This window comes from uncultured Megamonas sp. (assembly GCF_958438645.1).
Lineage (GTDB): Bacteria > Bacillota > Negativicutes > Selenomonadales > Selenomonadaceae > Megamonas.
This window is the reverse complement of record NZ_CAUBSM010000012.1, coordinates 40,379-58,945: the sequence shown is the minus strand read 5'-3', so window position 1 is coordinate 58,945 and position 18,567 is coordinate 40,379. Positions and strand designations below refer to the sequence as shown.

Below are 18,567 nucleotides of genomic sequence, written 5' to 3'. Positions count from 1 at the left end.
AATGTTACTTGATGTATCTAATTTAACTATTCAATATAGCAAAAATATAGAAGCTACAGTTAAAGATATTAATTTTTCTTTGGATAGAGGAGAAATTTTGACCATAGTTGGAGAGTCTGGTAGTGGAAAAACCACAGTAATTAGAGCTATATTAGGTAGTTTACCTAATAGTGGAAAGATTACTAATGGAAAAATTTTCTTTGAAAATCATGATTTATTAAAATATAGTGTACGAGACTGGTTAGCCATTCGAGGAAAAAATATTTCTATGATTTTCCAAGATAGTGGTAATATGTTAAATCCTATTCAAACTATTGGTAAACAATTTATAGAATATCTACAAGTTCATGATAATGTTACTAAAGAGGAAGCATATTCTTTTGCTATAGAAATGCTTACCCGTATGAATTTGCCTAATCCTGAAAATATCATGGAATCATATCCATTTGAATTATCTGGTGGTATGCGTCAGCGTGTTGGTATTGCTATGGCTATTATTTTTAGACCAGAGTTATTGCTTGCTGATGAACCTACTTCAGCTTTAGATGTTACCACTCAAGCACAAATAGTCAAAGAATTAATGGAGATTCCTCGCACTTGTGGTACAGCCATGATTGTAGTAACTCATAATATCGGTGTGGCGGCTTATATGTCAGATAAGATTATGGTAATGAAGCAAGGTGAAATCATTGAATATGGCAAAGCTAAGGATATAATTAATTCGCCTCAAGAAGAATATACAAAAACCTTATTAGCTTCAGTTCCACAAATAGGAGGACAGCGCTATGTCTGAGTTAATTATGCAGGTAAAAAATATAACTAAGAAATTTCCAGCTAGTAATAATAAATTTTTAACAGCTTGTGATGATGTTAGTCTTAATATTAATGCTGGAGAAACAGTGGGCATCGTTGGCGAATCTGGTTGTGGTAAATCTACACTGGTAAAAACTATTATGAATATGCACACACCAACTTCTGGTGAAGTTATTTTTCATAATCAAGATATTACTAAATTAACAGGAGAAAAACGTCGTCAAAATTGTCGTCATATTCAAATGGTTTTTCAAGACCCTACAGCAGCGTTTAATCCTAAAATGAAAATTGGTAATATCATTTGTGAACCGTTATTAAATTTTAATTTAATAAAAAAATCACAAATAAAAGAGAAAGCTCAAGAATTATTGCGATTAGTAGAACTGCCAGATGATTTTGTAGATAGATATCCCAATAATATGAGTGGCGGTCAACGTCAACGTGTAGCTATTGCCAGAGCTTTAGCCCTCGAGCCTGAAATCATTGTCTGTGATGAAGCGACATCTGCTCTTGATGTATCTGTTCAGGCTAAAATCATTGAATTATTAGTAAAACTTCAACGAGAAAAAAATATCACCTATATTTTTATTTGCCATGATTTAGCTCTAGTTAGTTTATTTAGTCATCGTATAGCCGTGATGTATTTAGGCAATATCGTTGAAAAATTTGATGGTGATAAATTGATCGAAGCAAAGCATCCATATACTAAAGCTTTATTAAAAGCAGTTTTTTCTCTAGATAATGAGCAAAATAAAAATATAGAAACTCTTTCCGGCGATATTCCAAGCCCTTTAGATTTACCTAAAGGTTGTCCATTTCAAAATCGCTGTAAATATTGTAAAGATATTTGTACGCAAGAAAAACCTGTATTAAAAGAGCTTTCAGCTAATCATTATGTTGCTTGCCACCTAGTTTAATTTTCTAGGATAACATATCCCTCCTAAAACACCTATAAGAAAAATATTTTTTATAGGTGTTTTTTCTTAAAAATTTATTGATTTTGATTATAATTATTAAGGAGTTTTTAACAATTATGCGAAAAAAGTTAATAACTAAATTATTAGTTGCTACTATTTTATCTATAACAATATCTACAGGAATTGCCTATGCAAAAACAGATACGAAAAATATAGATGAAACAAATAATAAAATTGTAGAAGAGCAACAAAAAAGTATTATTAATAAAGAGAAACAAGATATAATTACTATTAAAGGATTAAGTCGTTATGATATCCGCCACGATAATCGACCAGGTAAAAAAGGTGAAACGCGTAAATCTTTATGGCGTACACGTTTAGAACCAACTATAAATATTGATAATGGCTGGAAAATAAAAAATCGTATGGATTATGAACAAAATTATAAAGCTAAAGGAGATGATAAATCTCATTTTTATAATCGTATGCTATATTTACAAGGACCAGCGTTTGGCGGAACAATTTCTCTAGGTAAAGTAGATTATGCTGATTTTGCTAATATGGATATTGCTTATGGTATGATTTTTGATGATTATATTAAAGGTGTAAAATATGCTTATACAGATAAAGATACTAGAAATATTTATACAGCAATGATAGGCAATTTTGATTCACCATATAACGACAATGTTAATGGGAAAATGCATTATAATGGTAAACAAGCTTATCCAGAAAGTGATGCTATGCATTATGTAGGATTACAAGCAGAAATGCCTATCTCAAATAAATTAATGACAGGACTTGCTTATCATAATATAAGAAGTGGAGAACTTGAAGATACTCAGCAAATTCTTGAAGTTGCAGGAGAATATAAATTGGATAATAATTTTAAATTAGGTGGTGTATATGCTTTATCTAATTTAGATGCTAATAAATATGACTTAGGCAATAGTGCTCAAGAACAAGCTTATATTTTTCAATTAAATTATAAAGGAGCAAAACGTACTATACCAAATACGTATGGATTATGGGTTGCATATAAAAATATTGGAGAACTAGCTACATTTTTACCAACATATACTAATAGCTTCACAGGTGAACAAGGTTATGAATTAGGGGCTAGATATATATTTGCTAAAAATTTAATGGGTGAAGTTTCATATTTTAATGGTAATGATATTGAAAATGATAAAACAAAAACACGTTGGTTTGGTCGTGTAGAATATCGTTTTTAAATAAAATATAATTAGGAGATTTTATGCTATCACAATTAACTCATAAAGAATATCTAAAAGTAACTATTCCTTTTATGTTATCTACAGCTACACAGCCTCTATTAGGAGCTGTAAACACGGCTGTTATGGGACATATGTCAGAAGCTTTTTATATAGCTGCTGTTTCTTTGGGAGTAATCTTATTTAACAATATATATTGGCTATTTGGATTTTTGAGAGTATCTACTACAAGTTTTTCCGCTCAAGCTTTAGGCAGTGAATCCGCCAAAGATAAATTTTTAGCTTTAGCTAGACCACTACTTATAGCTATAGTAATAAGTTTAATATTTTTAATCATTTATCCGTGGATTTTCAAATATTATGCATTGCTCATGAAGCCTGAAAGCCAAGTTGTTGAATTGATGAAAAATTATTGTGATATCATTATATGGGGAGCTCCGTTTGTTTTAATCAATTATGTAACGCTAGGCTGGCTCATGGGGCAGATGATAATTCGCTATACTATGTTTATGCAAATATCCATGAATGTGTTGAATATCATCTTATCTATTGTATTTGTATTTATCATGGATATGAATATTCAAGGTGTAGCCTATGCTTCATTGATTGCTCAAATATATGGTTGTATGATAGGTTTTATCGCTATTTATAAACAAGGAAATTTAACTATTCGCAGTGAATACATTCAAAGTTTAAAAACTATACAGCCATTTTTAGCCATGATGAAGGTAAATGTGGATTTAATGTTTCGCACTGTTTGTCTATTGACGATAAATAATTTATTTGCCATAGCTGGGGCAAGCATGGGGACAGTTACACTAGCTAGTAATGCTGTTATTTTAGAAATTATTTTTATCGTGGTCTACTTTATTGATGGTATGGCAAATGGTGTGAGTGTATTTTCAGGAAAAGCAAAGGGATATAAGGATATAAATCTATTAAATTCAGTATTAAAGATAAGCTTAAGATGTTTAGCTATATTTATAATTTTTATTTCAGTGATTATGTATATCACTAAATCGTATTTTATAAATATGATGACTGATTTAGCAGTCGTAGCTAATTATGCTAACGATTATAGTATCTATTTGATTTTGCATCCAATATGTGCTTGTGTGGGATTGCTTTTATATGGTATGTATACAGGTATTGGTGGCAATACAGCTTCTATCAGAAATATGATGTTTGTCGCTGTGATATTTTTTTATATCTGCCAAAAAATATTGATGTCTTATCTAGGTAATGATGGTATATGGCTAACATATAATTTAACGTATTTATTAGAATCAATTATTCTCATTTTGTATTTACCGTCATTAAAAAAATATTTTAATTAAAGAAAACCTACTATAAATTACTTTTAAATAAGTTAATTTATAGTAGGTTTATTTTTATAATACGTTATATTGTTTTAAAGCATAGGCTATGCCATCATTATCTACATCTAAAGTGATGAAATCCGCTATCTGTTTTAAGCTATCATTAGCATTTCCCATAGCGATGCCATATTTTACAGCTTCAAGCATTTCCACATCATTTCCGCCATCGCCAAAAGCCATAGCTTCATTAATATCTATATCATAATAAGCTAAAACTTTTTTGATGCCTGTGCCTTTACCGCCATCTTTAGGAATAATATCTGTAAAATAAGGACACCAACGAACAGCTTTGCAATTTGGCAAATATGGTAAGACTTCTTGTTCCTCATCTTCATTTAAGAAAATATTCAATTGATATGTTTTATGATTAGATACTCGACTTACATCATCAAATGCCCTATCAGGTGCAGTATCTCCCAGTTTTTCTTTTAATTTTGCCAAGCGGTCATTATAAAGATTAAAATAAAAATAATCCATTTCCATAAAACCACAAGCGATATCTTTATCTTTGATGTAATTTGTAAATTGAATTAAATCTTCGCGATTTAAATATTCTTCGTGTAAGATTTTTCCTGTACTATCATAACAATATTGACCATTAAAAGTAATATAACCAGTGAATAAATCGCCAAATTTATCAATTAAAAATTTTAAGTCATATGGCGGACGACCAGTTGCGATAAATAATTTTATTCCTTTAGCTTTTAAAGTATGTAAAGCCTGTATTGTAGATTCAGGAATTTTATGTGTTTTAAAACTGACTAAAGTGCCATCAATATCAAAGAAAATAGCTTTTATCATCATATCACCGTACTTTCATTAAAATCATAAAATATAAATCAATTAATTATAACAAATTTTAAGCTAGTACGTATATTGTTTTTATGCTATATTATAAACGGCAATTATTAACTAGATAAATATATAGAGAAAGAGATGTGATTTTTTAATGAATGCAACTTTAAAAAATATTACTGCCATGCTTGTTTTTGGTAGTATAGGTTTATTCGTGCGAAATATAGAAATTGCAAGTTCACAAATAGCCCTAGTGCGTGGTTTTATAGGAGCTTTTGTTTTATTTATCGCGATGATATGTCTACATAAAACATTTAATCGCCAAGCTTTAATAAAAAATCTACGTTACTTATTAATTGCTGGTATAGCTATTGGTTTAAACTGGATTTTTTTATTTCAGGCATATAATTACACTACAATAGCGACAGCAACACTTACATACTATCTAGCACCTACTTTTGTAGTATTATTATCACCATTTGTATTAAAAGAATCTTTATCTACTTTTAAAATTATTTGCGTTGTTTTATCCTTATTAGGTATGGCATTAGTTGCAGGTATATTCAATGATAATCAATCAGGAACGAATGATTTCATCGGAGCTATATACGGTACATGTGCTGCGTTATTTTATGCTATTGTAATTTTAGCAAATAAATTTTTTAGAAATATTGCTGCTCTTGATAGTAGTATTGCTCAATTATTATTGGCTTCAATAATTTTATTACCTTATGTAATTTATCAAGATAATTCATGGAGTATGAGTGGTTTTTCCTTGTTATCTTTACTTATTTTAGGTGTTATACATACAGGTATAGCATATTTATTATATTTTTCATCATTGCAGACATTACCAGCACAAAAAGTTGCTATATTTAGCTATTTAGATCCTGTGACTGCGATTATTTTATCCACTGTACTTTTAGCTGAACCAATGAGTATATCCCAATGGATTGGTGCTATTTTGATTTTAGGTTCATTATTTGCCAGTGAATTAATAAAGAAAAATAATTAACGATTATTGACAAATAATAATTTATAAATTATATTGTATATATAAATTAATAACAGGGAGCTAGTAAACTGGCTGAGAGGAAGTTGTGAACTTCGACCTATGACCTGATTTGGATAATGCCAACGTAGGATAATATTTGTAGTTTAATGATAATTATAAGAGATGGCATTATGTCATCTCTTTCTTATTTAAATATCTATATATTAATATTAGTTTAAATTAATTTTTAAAATTGCATAGAGTTGACCATGTGATTGAACAGGAGTTCATGAAGGGGTGCACCACCGCGGGTGTATCTTTTTGTGGACTCCTTTTTTAATAAAATTTTTCAAAAGATAAAAAATGAGGAGGTCTTATTTTGATAATAGTTAATGGACAAAATCAAGAAATATCTTTGCCTATGGATTTAGTTACTTATTTGCAAGAAAATAATTATCCTTTAGATAAGATAGCTATAGAGTTAAATGGTCAAATAGTCCCAAAAGCAAAATATGCACAAACTATTTTAAATCCTAATGATAAATTAGAAATCGTAACTTTTGTTGGTGGTGGCTGATAATGGCAGATATTTTGGCAAAAGAATTAATTTATCAAACTTTAAATGACCGCCATGGCATAGTCAATCAAGAAAAATTGAACAATGCTAAAGTTGCTATAGCCGGGCTTGGCGGTTTAGGCTCTAATATTGCTGTGGCACTGGCTAGAATAGGTGTAGGTCATTTACATTTAATTGATTTTGACAAAGTAGATATCAGTAATCTCAATAGACAACATTATTTCATCTCACATTTAAATAAATATAAAACGCAAGCTTTAGCTGAGCAATTACAAATGATAAATCCTTATTTAAATATTGTTACTAATTGTATAAAGGTAACAGAAGATAATATATTCTCATTATTTAAAGATGAAGATATCATCTGTGAAGCTTTTGACGTTCCCGAAAATAAGGCGATGTTAGTAAATAAGGTATTAGAACTTTTCCCCGAAAAATATATTATCTCAGGAAGTGGTATGGCGGGTTTTGGTCATAGCAATGAAATTCATACTCGCAAGGTGATGGGTAAATTTTATATCTGTGGTGATGAAAAAACTGCATTATCCAATGAAAATAGTTTAATGGCTCCTAGAGTAGTTATTTGTGCTGGTCATCAAGCAAATTTAATCACTCAATTGATTTTAGAAAATAATTTATAAAGAAGGTATCATATTATGTGGCAATTAGGAAAACATCAATTCAATTCAAGATTTATTTTAGGTTCTGGTAAATATTCTTTAGAATTAATTCAAGCAGCAATCAATGAAGCAAAAGCTGAAATCGTAACTTTAGCACTTCGCCGTGTAAATAATGGCGGTATGGCTAATATTTTAGATTATATTCCCAAAGATATAGCACTACTCCCTAATACTTCTGGAGCTAGAAATGCCGATGAAGCCATTCGCATAGCTCGTTTATCTAAAGAACTTTGTGGCAGTGATTTAGTAAAAATTGAAATTATGCGTGATAGTAAATATCTTTTACCTGATAATTATGAAACTATCAAAGCTACTGAAGTTTTAGCTAAAGAAGGCTTCACTGTTATGCCATATATGTATCCAGATTTAAATGTAGCTAGAGATTTAGTAAATGCTGGTGCTAGTTGTGTAATGCCTCTTGGTGCTCCCATCGGTTCTAATAAAGGTTTATGTACAAAAGAATTTATTCAAATCCTCATAGATGAAATCGATTTACCAATTATCGTAGATGCTGGCATCGGTAGACCTTCTCAAGCTTGTGAAGCTATGGAAATGGGTGCCACTGCTATTATGGCTAATACTGCTATAGCAACAGCAGGTGATGTCGTTCGCATGGCAAAAGCTTTTAATTATGCTATTGAAGCAGGACGCCTCGCTTATGAAGCAAAATTAGGTCGTATAAAAGCACAAGGAGCAAGTGCATCTTCTCCATTGACAGGATTTTTACAAGATTAATTATTAATTTAATCAGTAATAATTGTGAGGTAAGATGAATGAATAAAGATAATCATATTAATGAAAGTATTATTAATGATGAAGTAAGAGCTGAATTAAAAAAAGAACGTATTGACCATATGGCATATTTACCAGATATGGAAGTTATACCTAGCGATATTTTAGATAAGGTTATAGCTGATATGAATAGTTATGATTATGATAAATATACAGCTCAAGATGTACAAACTGCACTTAGTCATGACCATATTACACCAGAAGATTTTAGAGCTTTATTATCTCCAGCAGCACTCCCATTTCTTGAACAGATAGCACAAAAAGCTCAAAAAACTACTAAGAGATTTTTTGGTAATTCTATCTATATGTTCACACCAATATATATTGCCAATTACTGCGAAAATTATTGTATCTATTGTGGTTTTAATTGCCATAATAAAATCAAACGTGCTAAATTAAATTATGATGAAATCGATAAAGAAATGCAGGAAATTGCTAAATCTGGATTGCAAGAAATATTGATTTTAACAGGTGAAAGTCGCAAACAATCCAGTATAGAATATATAGGTGAAGCTTGTAAAATAGCTAAAAAATATTTCCGCGTTATTGGACTTGAAATCTATCCATTAAATACAGATGAATATGCTTACCTACAAAAATGTGGTGCGGATTATGTAACTGTATTCCAAGAAACATATAATAGTGATAAATATGAAACTCTTCATTTAGCTGGACATAAACGTATTTTCCCTTATCGTTTCTATGCTCAAGAAAGAGCAATTCGTGGCGGTATGAGAGGCGTTGGTTTTGCTGCACTTTTAGGTTTAGATGATTTTAGAAAAGATGCTTTAGCTACAGGTATGCATGCATATTATTTGCAACAAAAATATCCACATGCAGAGATCGCATTCTCTTGTCCTCGCCTTCGTCCTATTATTAATAATGATAAAATCAATCCAAAAGATGTACATGAAGCCCAACTTTTACAAGTTGTATGTGCTTATCGTCTATTCATGCCATCTGCTAGTATCACTATATCTACTAGAGAATGTGCTAGAGTTCGTGATAATCTCGTAAATATTGCTACTACTAAAATTTCCGCTGGTGTAAGTACCGCCATCGGTGAACATAGCCAAGAAAGTGAAGATAAAGGCGATGCTCAATTTGAAATTGCCGATACTCGTTCTGTAGACGAAGTATATCATGATTTAATTCATAACGGCTTACAGCCTGTTATGGCAGATTATTTATACGTATAATTTACTTCGTATATATTATTCTTTCTATGATTATTGTACTAAATATTGTACAATAATCATAGAAAGAGGTGTTAAATATGTTAGCTGTAAACTATTCTACAATTAGAAATAAACTTAAAAATTATTGTGATGAAGCAACAGATAATAATCAAACTATTATTGTTACTCGTAAAGCTGAAAAAAATGTGGTAATTCTAAGTCTTGAAAAATATAATCACCTCATGAAAATAGTTCAAAATGCTGAATATTTATCTATGTTAGATAGAGGAATAAAACAACTAGAAGCTGGAAAAGGTCAAAAACACGACTTAATAGAGGCGGATATTGATGAATAAACTTTGGTCTGATAGGGCTTGGGATGATTATTTGTATTGGCAATTTCAAGATAAAAAAATTTTAAAGAAAATAAATGAGCTCGTAAAAGATATAGAACGAAATGGATTATCTGAAGGAATAGAAAAGCCAGAGCCTTTAAAATATAAAAATGTTTGGAGTAGACGTATAGATAAAGAAAATCGTTTAGTTTATAATATTGTTAATGGGGAACTCTGGATTATAGCTTGTAGAGGTCATTATATTTCTTTATAAATTATGCTGTAATATGTTAAAAAGTCTAACCTTTTGGTTAGACTTTTTCTTTTTAAAATATAATATATAGATTATTTGTTAATAAAAGCCAACAAATCTTTTGTAGTCCAAAGATTTATATTAAATCCATTTTTATTTAGAGCTCTTGCTGTTTCGAATGCATTTTCATTATATGTAGATGTAGTAATAAATATAGCATTTTTCACACCATCCATCATTGCGGCACCAGCAAGTTTTTGAATTTCTTCCCTGCCAATGGTTTTATTACTATTCCAATATTTGCATTCAATATATGTTTTTATACTATTTTTTCTATAATGATATCTTTTCCGCCATCATTAGTTCGTGGTGTCAATATTACTTTAAAATTTTTTACTTTAAACTGTTTAGCTATAAATTGTTCAAATTTTCTCCAATCGTTAATATTTTCTATATCTTCTTTTCTATATTTTTGCAGATTATTCTTTTGTAATTCGATAATCTTTTTATGAGCTATCTCTAATTCATTTTCAAGTAATATTAATTTTGCATGTTCTTTATCATAAGTACGTCTAAGATAAATAATCTCATCATGAGTTTGTATATATTTTTTATTTAGTTCTTCATATTTATTTTTCCATGTATTAGAATTATCCTCATTTAAAGATTTAATAGAATAGGCTATATTATTTTTCGTAGAATATTTTAGTGAAGTAATTACTTCATTTAATTTAATTATTTTTTGTTTATAATCTTTTATAGTTTGTTCTTTCTTAATTATTATTTGCTTATTTTTTTCTATTAAATGTATATTATTTTCATTAATAATATTAAATATATCTTTTTCTTTTTTATATAAAATATTTAAGTCATTTATTTTATTTTTTTAATTGGATATTTTATTATCTTTACGAGCATAATCTATAAAAAATATTAATATTATTAAAATAAGAAAAAAGAGCTCATACATAAAATCACTTCTTTATAAATATTGTGTATTATAATTATAGTATTTTTCTATATCTAATATTAAATTAATTATATCTTAATTAATATTAAAAATAAATGATAAAATATACAGTACTAATTGTTTATATTAATTTATCATTTATTATGGTAGATTATTTATATGTATAGAATATTTTAAATTAGGCACTAGACAAAACTATATTTCTAAAGTACACTTTAATCAAAGTAAATATTTCTCTTTGAAAGGATTAGGAGGACTTAATTATCTTATGCTAGTATTAAAAAAACTACCTTTTCTAGTACTTTTAATATGTTGTTTATGTTTAGTGCCAACTCCTACAAAAGCAGCTCCTACTGATACTAGTAATTTAGCCATCAGTACAGTTACGGGTTTTTTAAATCCAGAAAATGCTACTATAAGGGACGATTTACTAGAGCTATTGAAAGACTCTGAACATAGACAAGAATTAGCTGATTATATTGAATCAACTAGACCTGTTATTGAAAAATATAAAGGTTATTTTGATACAGCGTCTAATGTAGCAATATGGTCAGAAGAAAATATTCCCATTATCGGTCATTTAATAGGTAATGTAGCTATTAGTGTCACTAATTATTTTTATCAACAAGAACTACAAGAACTTGCCACTACTGAAGTTGCACAGAAATTTGCTAAGCTTCGTGAATCTGGTATTAATATCGAGATAGATATTTTTCAAAGGGCCTTATCTAATTATGTTTTAAATGGTGGCGTAGATTTATCCTTAATCATGAATTTACAACAAGTTCTCAATGAAAGATTAGAAGTGCATAACTTTTTAAAAGCTATAATTGAAAATTCTAACCTAGAATATAATATTGTTGATGATGGTAATATTATTCCTAAATTAGATACTAGAATTAATTTCAACAAATAAAAAATCCTATCTCTAAGTTAATGTCAATATTATTAATACGTATTGAATGCTTGGAGATAGGATTTTTTATAGAATTTTTTAGATAAATTTTTCAAAACGATATTTTCGGAAAACGTCAGGATATTTTTGGCGGTCGACTTCGCTCATAAACATATCTAAAGGTCTAATATAATCTTTATAATCACCATATAAAGCCTTATAAACTACAAATTGTTCATGAGTTTCTGTATGTGTAGCCACAGTAATAATCAAATATTTTTTATCTTCACCTTTGAAGTGAACCCATATTTCCCCTGATTTAGGTAGAGCTCTCATTATATTATGTTTCTCCTTTATTTTAATTATCAAATGAAATTACTAGCCATATGGCGGAGATGATATAAATCTGCATATAGATTTTCACCAGGACAAGCGGTAGCATTAAAATCGCGATGTCCAAATATTGTATTTTCATTTGGACTTAAGCTATACATTTGACATAACAAACCGATCAATTTACTTGCAGAGGCAATTTGCATATCTGTAGGCATTTCATCGTTAAAATTGCCAGATAAACAAATGCCTATACTACTATTATTGTGTTGATAAGTATGTGCACCGATATCTTCTAGCGGTCTGCCTGTTTCAATTAAACCACTTTTGCGAATAAACATATGATAACCTATACCAGACCAACCATTTTGCAGATGGATGCGATGGATATCTGCAGCTGTGATATCATCATTTCCGCCAATGGCAGAATGGTGTACTATTATCTGCGAAGTTCTTGGTCTAGTAGATAAAGATGTGAAATTAAAATAATTTTCTACAATTGGTAAATCAGAAGCATATAATGTATAATCGGCTGCTTTAGCTACATTATTATTTATATTTGCTATAGAATTTAAAAATGTGGAAATATTTGCTCCTGCAAGTAAAGCTCCACCTAATTTTAATCCTTTAATTATAAAATCTCGTCTATTCATATACTCGGAACCCTTCTATTTAATAATTCAATAATATGGCTATAGTATAGCATTTTGAGTTAACTTTATGTCTAGTAAAAAATAACCCAATATAATATATTAAATGTATTGAAATATATTTTCAAGTATATTAGAGAATATTTCTCAATTATCTCGAAATAAAACTAAAAAGTACAATATTTACTACACTTTGAAATTTGCAGTTGCTTATGATACAATAAAAATTAGTTTTTATAAAGCCTTGAAATATAAGGCTTTATTTTAAATTCTTGAATATTTTATAGGTTAATTTTTATTAAAATTTTAGGAGGAATTTTTTAATGGCACACCGCAAGACTAAACAACATACTGTAAATGTTGTAAAAGCTCAATTTTGTGCACCAGAAAACATATCATATTTGGATTTATTTGAAGGATTTAACGAATTATATACTATAAATATAGCTACTAATATAGATTTTTTAGCTAATCTTTTAGAATTATTTACAAAAGTAGAGATTATTTTTGGTAATCTCGCACTTGTACCATCTACTTTGGAAAATACATTTGCTATGCAAAGAAATACTTTGCAAGAATTATATAAAACGGAACATTATGCTAATTTTAAAGAAAAACATGCTCAAGACAATTTAAATATATATTTAGCAGATGCTCCCTTATACCCTGAAAAATTATTTTGCTTGAAAAATACGCAGACAGGAGCAACTAGAGTAATCTTAGGCAGTAACAATTTTGACCAATTACCAGCTAATAGTGACCGCAATCAAGCTTTAGTTTATTTTGATGATGAAAATGCTTTTAATTATTATATGAACATATATAATGATTTCAAACAAAATAATAGCGAAATAGTAAATGAACAAGCATGGGAAATAACATATGAAGATACTCAAATGCTCGAAAATTTACCTATTTTGCATAAAGCTAAACAAGATAGCGAACATATCTATCCAGCAGTTAGCAAGACAACTATCGTAAAAGCAGCAGAATATATCTCAGATATCGAGCGTTTAGCTAAAGATTTTGTAGATATTCCTAAAGCAGACCGTAAAGGACAGGCTAAAATCACGAATGATAAGATAGATACTATTAAACGTAAAACATTAGAAAATATTCAAGTTCGCCGTGCTAAATTTGAAAAATTTATGCCACAATTGGTTATTGAACCAGAACGCAATCGTGCTTTTTATAATGAACGTGAATTTAATTTCCGTCCTTATCGCAGTGATGTAAAACGTGATGCTGAAATTTATTTACAATATATGGAAGGTTTTAATACAGCAGTACCAGCTAAAAATATTGAACCTTTAAAATTTGAGTATTTTAAATTGATGTCATGGTGCTTTTTATCTCCATTTTTAGCACGTGTGCGTACTACAATTAGAGAAGCTACTGTAACTGATGAGGTATTTACATATCCGATAGTAGCTTTATTATGTGGTCAATCAAATGCAGGAAAAACAATCTATGCTTCTTTATTAATGAAAATGATGACTGATTCTGCTTTGTATAAAGCTTTTGGTCAAAATAACTTCACAAAGACACGCATTGATTCACTTCTCTGCGATATAAAAGGTTTACCTATATTAATAGATGATATCACTCAAACTCAATTTACTAATAATAGTGGAAATATCATCAAACAAGAAGAACGTATCATTCGTGAAACTAAGCCAGAAAATTTAAATTATTATTCAGCTATTTTACTTACAGCTAATAAAGATTTAAATAGTTTAAAAAATGAGCTTACTAAACGTATGGTCGTTTTCCATGTAAATGCCAGCTGGAACAACGAATTTACACGTCAGCAAAAAAGTCCATGCTCTGAATTAATTCAAAAAATGAGAAACAATTTTTATAGTGCATATCTGGCAAAAATCATTCCTCATATTAATTTGTATTTAAGCCAAATCAATGATTTAGGCTCTAGTAGCATAGATTTATATAATATAAGCTCTGAAGTAATAATATCTATCTTTAAAGAATGTGGTTTAGATGTTCCTAGTTATATGCGACCACTTACTATGAAAGATTATTTTGATAGTAGAGCTGTAAATGAAATCATGATAAAATTCTTCCAAAGACAATATCGCTTAAATCGTGATTTCTTTGAAGTTAACAAGAAAAATAATCAATTGATCTTTGAAGATAAAAGCTTATCTTCTGTAGGTAAGATGACTCCTATGCGTATTGCTGAATCACTTCCACCTGAATTGGAAGCAGATGTAGTCGGTGATAAAGTGATCATGCGATTGGATAGTGCAACTAAATTCTTTAGCACAGAATTCAAAGAACAAGGTCTTTTAAATAAGTTATTTGGCAGATAAATTAATAACAAATAAAAAAGCACACATTTATTTGTGTGCCTTTTTTTTATCTTCGTTTACATTTTCATTTAAATTAATGCCAGTAGTATAACGTTTATCCATTTTATTATAGATGTGAGCATATTTACTAGTTATATTGACATTACTGTGACGTAAGACTTGTTTTACTATTTGTAAATCTTTTGTATCTTTATAAAGTAGAGTGCCACATGTATGACGGAGCATATGGCAGCTTATACCTTCTTTTTTTAATCCTGCCTTAGTCAGCCATTTATCCACATTATAACGAATACCTCGTCTATCCATTCTTTTTCCTTTTACTTGATTAGTCAAAGTTGTAAATACCGGCTCTCCAAATTCATCAATAAAGGCAAAATTAAATGGTCGTATTTTTAAATATTCTTGTAATAAAATTAAAACATCATCACGAGGATAAATAAAATCATTATGCCCTTTACCATGAATATATATTGTCTTCATCTCCCAATTTATATCATTGACAGACATGCGATGAACTTCCACTGTTCTCAATCCTTCTAATGCCATAAGCATAATGATGAGTTTATCTCTTAAATATTCAATATGTTTTTCATCATAATCAGGTATAATATTTAATAAATCTCGTAGTTGTTCTAATGTAAGAAATTTCATAGGAGAGATTTCACTTGCTTCATGTATTTTCACTCCTACATCTTTAGCAGGACTATTTTCTATTAATTTTAATTTTACAGCAATATTATAGAATTGTTTTATCGCATTTAACTTTACCTTAATACTACCTTTTTTCATATTCATTTTTATTAAAAAATCTCGATAATACATAAATTGATATTCTGTTATCTTTAATGGATGCACTTTATTTGTTAAACACCATTTTATATAACTATCAATAGCAGAACAATAACTTCTTAAAGTGTCTTCTGATGGTTCACCTTGAGAAAGATATCTTTTCAATAAAGTTTTATAATTCAATAATAAAGTATTTTCATTTATCTCTTCTTGTCGTAAATAATCTTTTACTAAAAAATCATTATCATCTATTTTTATTAAATTTACCAAAAATCTCACTCCTATTTAAATATAATATAAAATTATTTATTATATACAAATTTACCTATTTAATATAAATAATAATAAATATTGATTTAAATTTATTTTTATTAAATATAAATTATTATTTTTATACAGTTATCTATTTTATATTTATAATTTATTAATTTTAAGTATTCATAAAAATTATTTATTATAATTATAGCTGTTTTAAGCGTTTTATTTTTCGTTTTAATATAAATGTATGTAAAAGAAAATAAAACCTCTTAAAATCGATTTTAAATAAAATTTTTATATATGATGAATTTATTTTTTCAAAAACAAGCTTTTCCTTTAAATCAACTTCCTATTTTTTATGAAATAGGAAGTTAATTTAATTATATCATCAATTTATATGATTAGTAAATAATAACAAATAAAATCCATTAACAATATATTTAATTTTCTGTATATTTTACTTTTGATTTATTAATAATTATTATTTAATTAATATGTTTATCTAAAACATAAAAATTATGTTTAAATAATAGTTATTAGAATTTAATTATTATCGATTTTAAACATATAATAATTTTATGTATTATATAGAATATATCTATATAAAAACAGAGGTAATATTTTATATAATAAACAAATATGATAAAATATTTACGAGGTGATTATTATGGCAAAACGCCCTAAAATAAAAATAACATTAATCGATAGAAAAGGACCTTGCGGTTGTCATCGCGGTCATAAAATAGGTGATAGCTTTGATTTTGATACACAACGTGGTAAATTATGCCCTATGGCGATGCATGTAGCATTTCCTTATATTGATATCTTAAGATATGGTGGTTCTATACCTAATCAACCAGAAGGCACAGCTGTATTTTGTTGCCCAGACGTAGACACCATAAACGTTTTTAGAATAGAAAAGGAAGATATTTAATTTATATATTTTATTTTCATTAAATAAAAATGCTTAATATTACACACATTATATAAATTGACTATTTTTTTATTAATGTATTAATATATTTTTTATGGCACTTATATGACACTAAAATGGCACCGCATAACTTATTACTTTGTAGTAATAAGTTATTTTTTTATAGATTTTTCAATTTCATCAAGAATTTTATTATTAGCACTATCTATAAAAGCTAGAAATCCTGTATTTCTAGCTCTTACCCATTCACTAGTAGTTGTAGAGATTTCTTTTTCTTCTTCGTCAAGTCTCTAACTTCTTTTTCGAGCTCATCAAAATTTAAATTTTTATTTGTTTCATCAGCTAATAAAGAACGAATTTCTTCTTTTCTTTGTAAAATTTCTTCTAATCGTTTATTCATTGTATTTTCCTTTCTGAATATCTTAAAAATGGGTACAAAAAAGCACCTTCTTAGGTGCTTAACTAATAAATTTATGTTATACTATTTTCGTTACTCAACTCCAATCTGGTAACAGAGAGGAGGTGCATATAATGAACTTCACTGATATTGTTGTGCTTATTATGGTAAATGTAATCTCTTACTTCATTTACAAATGGATAGATAAGCACTTTTTTGAGTAACTATCCTAACGCTCTAGCATTAGCGCAATAATGTAAAAACCCTTAGGAACTACCACTTCCTAAGGGTTTTGTGCATTATAATGAACTTCACTGTTTCTATAATTAGTATAGCATATCTTGTGATTTTTGCAATATAAAACACAAAATCCTTTTATAAATACGTCATATACTGTGCTATAAACTTTTCTAAAAATTCACTAGCAGACATCATTGGATTGGAATACGAACTTAATAAATAATTCAACCTATCATTAAGCACATTTTTTATTTTTCCATTATCCTTTAGACCAAAAGATGTAAAAAGTAGAAGAATTTTTGGACACTGGGAGCTAGATACCATAGTATCTAGTAGTGGAAAATCTAAGGCTTGTTTAGCAACATTTATAGAAAGTTTATATGGCAATAAAAATAAAAAATAGAACAGTCCCATCAATGCTAAAAGCAATAAAAAAGTTAGTGAAAGTACTACCAAAAAAGGCATTAAAAACATTTACAACAGATAGAAGAAAAGAATTTGCATGTTACAAAGAAGTAGAAAAATTAAATATAAAAGTATATTTTGCAGATGCTTATACAGCATGACTAAGAGGTAGCAACGAAAATTCAAATGGGTTATTAAGAGAATATTATCCAAAGAAAACAGATTTAGGAAAAATATCTAATGATGATTTAATAAAAAAATTAATATTATTAAATAGTAGACCAAAAAGAATTGTCGCACTTGGATTGACAATTCATTATTAATAAAAAGTATAGCCATCTAACTTAATTATATATTGACAAAATAATGATTATCCTTATATAATTGAACTAGAAAAATATAATAGTAACAAACTACA

Annotated in this window: 23 protein-coding genes and 1 riboswitch; of the genes, 15 read left to right on the top strand and 8 right to left on the bottom strand. The window is 28.4% G+C overall.

Going from position 1 to position 18,567, the window contains the following annotated elements; all coding sequences use genetic code 11:
• The first annotated feature begins 1 nt into the window (after position 1).
• The 4 genes from Q5I67_RS08725 (at position 2) to Q5I67_RS08710 (ending at position 4,302) form a co-directional block, all read left to right on the top strand.
• The gene (locus tag Q5I67_RS08725; protein WP_302487064.1) at positions 2–793 is read left to right on the top strand and encodes an ABC transporter ATP-binding protein; all 792 of its coding nucleotides are present in this window, start codon (positions 2–4) and stop codon (positions 791–793) included.
• Positions 786–1,730: an ABC transporter ATP-binding protein gene (locus tag Q5I67_RS08720; protein WP_302487063.1), complete on the top strand. Its 945-nt coding sequence runs from the start codon at positions 786–788 to the stop codon at positions 1,728–1,730. The genes Q5I67_RS08725 and Q5I67_RS08720 overlap by 8 nt, the downstream gene beginning before the upstream one ends.
• 116 nt (positions 1,731–1,846) lie before the next feature.
• On the top strand, positions 1,847–2,965 hold the full coding sequence (locus tag Q5I67_RS08715; RefSeq protein ID WP_302487062.1) for a hypothetical protein: 1,119 nt from the start codon (positions 1,847–1,849) through the stop codon (positions 2,963–2,965).
• A 23-nt stretch (positions 2,966–2,988) separates the two neighbouring features.
• A complete protein-coding gene (locus Q5I67_RS08710; protein ID WP_302487061.1) occupies positions 2,989–4,302 on the top strand; it encodes an MATE family efflux transporter in 1,314 nt (437 codons plus the stop codon).
• A gap of 54 nt (positions 4,303–4,356) precedes the next feature.
• Here the strand turns inward: Q5I67_RS08710 and Q5I67_RS08705 are convergent, their stop codons facing one another.
• Positions 4,357–5,148, bottom strand: coding sequence for a Cof-type HAD-IIB family hydrolase (locus tag Q5I67_RS08705; RefSeq protein WP_302487060.1), 792 nt, complete (start codon positions 5,146–5,148; stop codon positions 4,357–4,359).
• A gap of 145 nt (positions 5,149–5,293) precedes the next feature.
• On the opposite strand from Q5I67_RS08705, the gene Q5I67_RS08700 reads away from it, so the two are divergent.
• The 7 genes from Q5I67_RS08700 to Q5I67_RS08670 all read left to right on the top strand — a co-directional run bounded on the left by Q5I67_RS08700 (position 5,294) and on the right by Q5I67_RS08670 (position 9,969).
• Entirely contained in the window at positions 5,294–6,154 is an 861-nt protein-coding gene (locus Q5I67_RS08700; protein WP_302487059.1) for a DMT family transporter, read from the top strand.
• Positions 6,155–6,197: 43 nt separating this feature from the next.
• Positions 6,198–6,303, top strand: a riboswitch (TPP riboswitch).
• Between the two features lie 209 nt (positions 6,304–6,512).
• Entirely contained in the window at positions 6,513–6,710 is a 198-nt protein-coding gene (thiS, locus tag Q5I67_RS08695) for a sulfur carrier protein ThiS (RefSeq protein ID WP_018999352.1), read from the top strand.
• Between the two features lie 2 nt (positions 6,711–6,712).
• Entirely contained in the window at positions 6,713–7,351 is a 639-nt protein-coding gene (thiF, locus tag Q5I67_RS08690) for a sulfur carrier protein ThiS adenylyltransferase ThiF (protein ID WP_302487058.1), read from the top strand.
• A 15-nt stretch (positions 7,352–7,366) separates the two neighbouring features.
• Positions 7,367–8,125 carry a thiazole synthase gene (locus tag Q5I67_RS08685; protein ID WP_015562200.1) on the top strand — a complete coding sequence of 253 codons (759 nt, stop codon included), beginning with the start codon at positions 7,367–7,369 and terminating at the stop codon, positions 8,123–8,125.
• A 38-nt stretch (positions 8,126–8,163) separates the two neighbouring features.
• Complete coding sequence (gene thiH, locus Q5I67_RS08680; protein WP_302487057.1) at positions 8,164–9,381, top strand: 2-iminoacetate synthase ThiH; 1,218 nt, start codon at positions 8,164–8,166, stop codon at positions 9,379–9,381.
• A 77-nt stretch (positions 9,382–9,458) separates the two neighbouring features.
• Entirely contained in the window at positions 9,459–9,716 is a 258-nt protein-coding gene (locus tag Q5I67_RS08675) for a type II toxin-antitoxin system Phd/YefM family antitoxin (RefSeq protein ID WP_302487056.1), read from the top strand.
• On the top strand, positions 9,709–9,969 hold the full coding sequence (locus Q5I67_RS08670) for a Txe/YoeB family addiction module toxin (RefSeq protein ID WP_302487055.1): 261 nt from the start codon (positions 9,709–9,711) through the stop codon (positions 9,967–9,969). Before Q5I67_RS08675 ends, Q5I67_RS08670 begins: the two co-directional genes overlap by 8 nt.
• A gap of 71 nt (positions 9,970–10,040) precedes the next feature.
• On the opposite strand, the gene Q5I67_RS08665 is transcribed toward Q5I67_RS08670, so the two are convergent.
• Entirely contained in the window at positions 10,041–10,271 is a 231-nt protein-coding gene (locus Q5I67_RS08665) for a restriction endonuclease (protein WP_368043395.1), read from the bottom strand.
• Positions 10,268–10,393 (bottom strand): restriction endonuclease, encoded by a 126-nt coding sequence (locus tag Q5I67_RS10430; protein ID WP_368043394.1) that lies wholly within the window; start codon positions 10,391–10,393, stop codon positions 10,268–10,270. The genes Q5I67_RS08665 and Q5I67_RS10430 overlap by 4 nt, the downstream gene beginning before the upstream one ends.
• Positions 10,394–11,186: 793 nt before the next feature.
• Between Q5I67_RS10430 and Q5I67_RS08660 the strand changes: the two genes are divergently transcribed.
• Positions 11,187–11,834, top strand: a complete 648-nt coding sequence (locus tag Q5I67_RS08660) for a transposase (RefSeq protein WP_302487054.1) — start codon at positions 11,187–11,189, stop codon at positions 11,832–11,834.
• A gap of 78 nt (positions 11,835–11,912) precedes the next feature.
• On the opposite strand, the gene Q5I67_RS08655 is transcribed toward Q5I67_RS08660, so the two are convergent.
• Both Q5I67_RS08655 and Q5I67_RS08650 read right to left on the bottom strand, forming a co-directional pair.
• Positions 11,913–12,149, bottom strand: coding sequence for a DUF1653 domain-containing protein (locus tag Q5I67_RS08655; protein WP_302487053.1), 237 nt, complete (start codon positions 12,147–12,149; stop codon positions 11,913–11,915).
• Between the two features lie 29 nt (positions 12,150–12,178).
• Entirely contained in the window at positions 12,179–12,799 is a 621-nt protein-coding gene (locus Q5I67_RS08650; RefSeq protein ID WP_302487052.1) for an N-acetylmuramoyl-L-alanine amidase, read from the bottom strand.
• A 320-nt stretch (positions 12,800–13,119) separates the two neighbouring features.
• On the opposite strand from Q5I67_RS08650, the gene Q5I67_RS08645 reads away from it, so the two are divergent.
• A complete protein-coding gene (locus Q5I67_RS08645; protein WP_302487051.1) occupies positions 13,120–15,126 on the top strand; it encodes a hypothetical protein in 2,007 nt (668 codons plus the stop codon).
• A gap of 27 nt (positions 15,127–15,153) precedes the next feature.
• Here the strand turns inward: Q5I67_RS08645 and Q5I67_RS08640 are convergent, their stop codons facing one another.
• Positions 15,154–16,194: a tyrosine-type recombinase/integrase gene (locus Q5I67_RS08640; protein WP_302487050.1), complete on the bottom strand. Its 1,041-nt coding sequence runs from the start codon at positions 16,192–16,194 to the stop codon at positions 15,154–15,156.
• 646 nt (positions 16,195–16,840) lie between these two features.
• Between Q5I67_RS08640 and Q5I67_RS08635 the strand changes: the two genes are divergently transcribed.
• Positions 16,841–17,107 carry a TIGR04076 family protein gene (locus Q5I67_RS08635; RefSeq protein WP_296922216.1) on the top strand — a complete coding sequence of 89 codons (267 nt, stop codon included), beginning with the start codon at positions 16,841–16,843 and terminating at the stop codon, positions 17,105–17,107.
• Between the two features lie 238 nt (positions 17,108–17,345).
• Here the strand turns inward: Q5I67_RS08635 and Q5I67_RS08630 are convergent, their stop codons facing one another.
• Both Q5I67_RS08630 and Q5I67_RS08625 read right to left on the bottom strand, forming a co-directional pair.
• Positions 17,346–17,507, bottom strand: a complete 162-nt coding sequence (locus Q5I67_RS08630; protein WP_181805626.1) for a hypothetical protein — start codon at positions 17,505–17,507, stop codon at positions 17,346–17,348.
• 372 nt (positions 17,508–17,879) lie between these two features.
• Positions 17,880–18,131, bottom strand: a complete 252-nt coding sequence (locus Q5I67_RS08625; protein WP_302487049.1) for a hypothetical protein — start codon at positions 18,129–18,131, stop codon at positions 17,880–17,882.
• 53 nt (positions 18,132–18,184) lie between these two features.
• On the opposite strand from Q5I67_RS08625, the gene Q5I67_RS08620 reads away from it, so the two are divergent.
• A complete protein-coding gene (locus Q5I67_RS08620) occupies positions 18,185–18,310 on the top strand; it encodes a hypothetical protein (protein WP_302487048.1) in 126 nt (41 codons plus the stop codon).
• Positions 18,311–18,567: the final 257 nt, after the last annotated feature.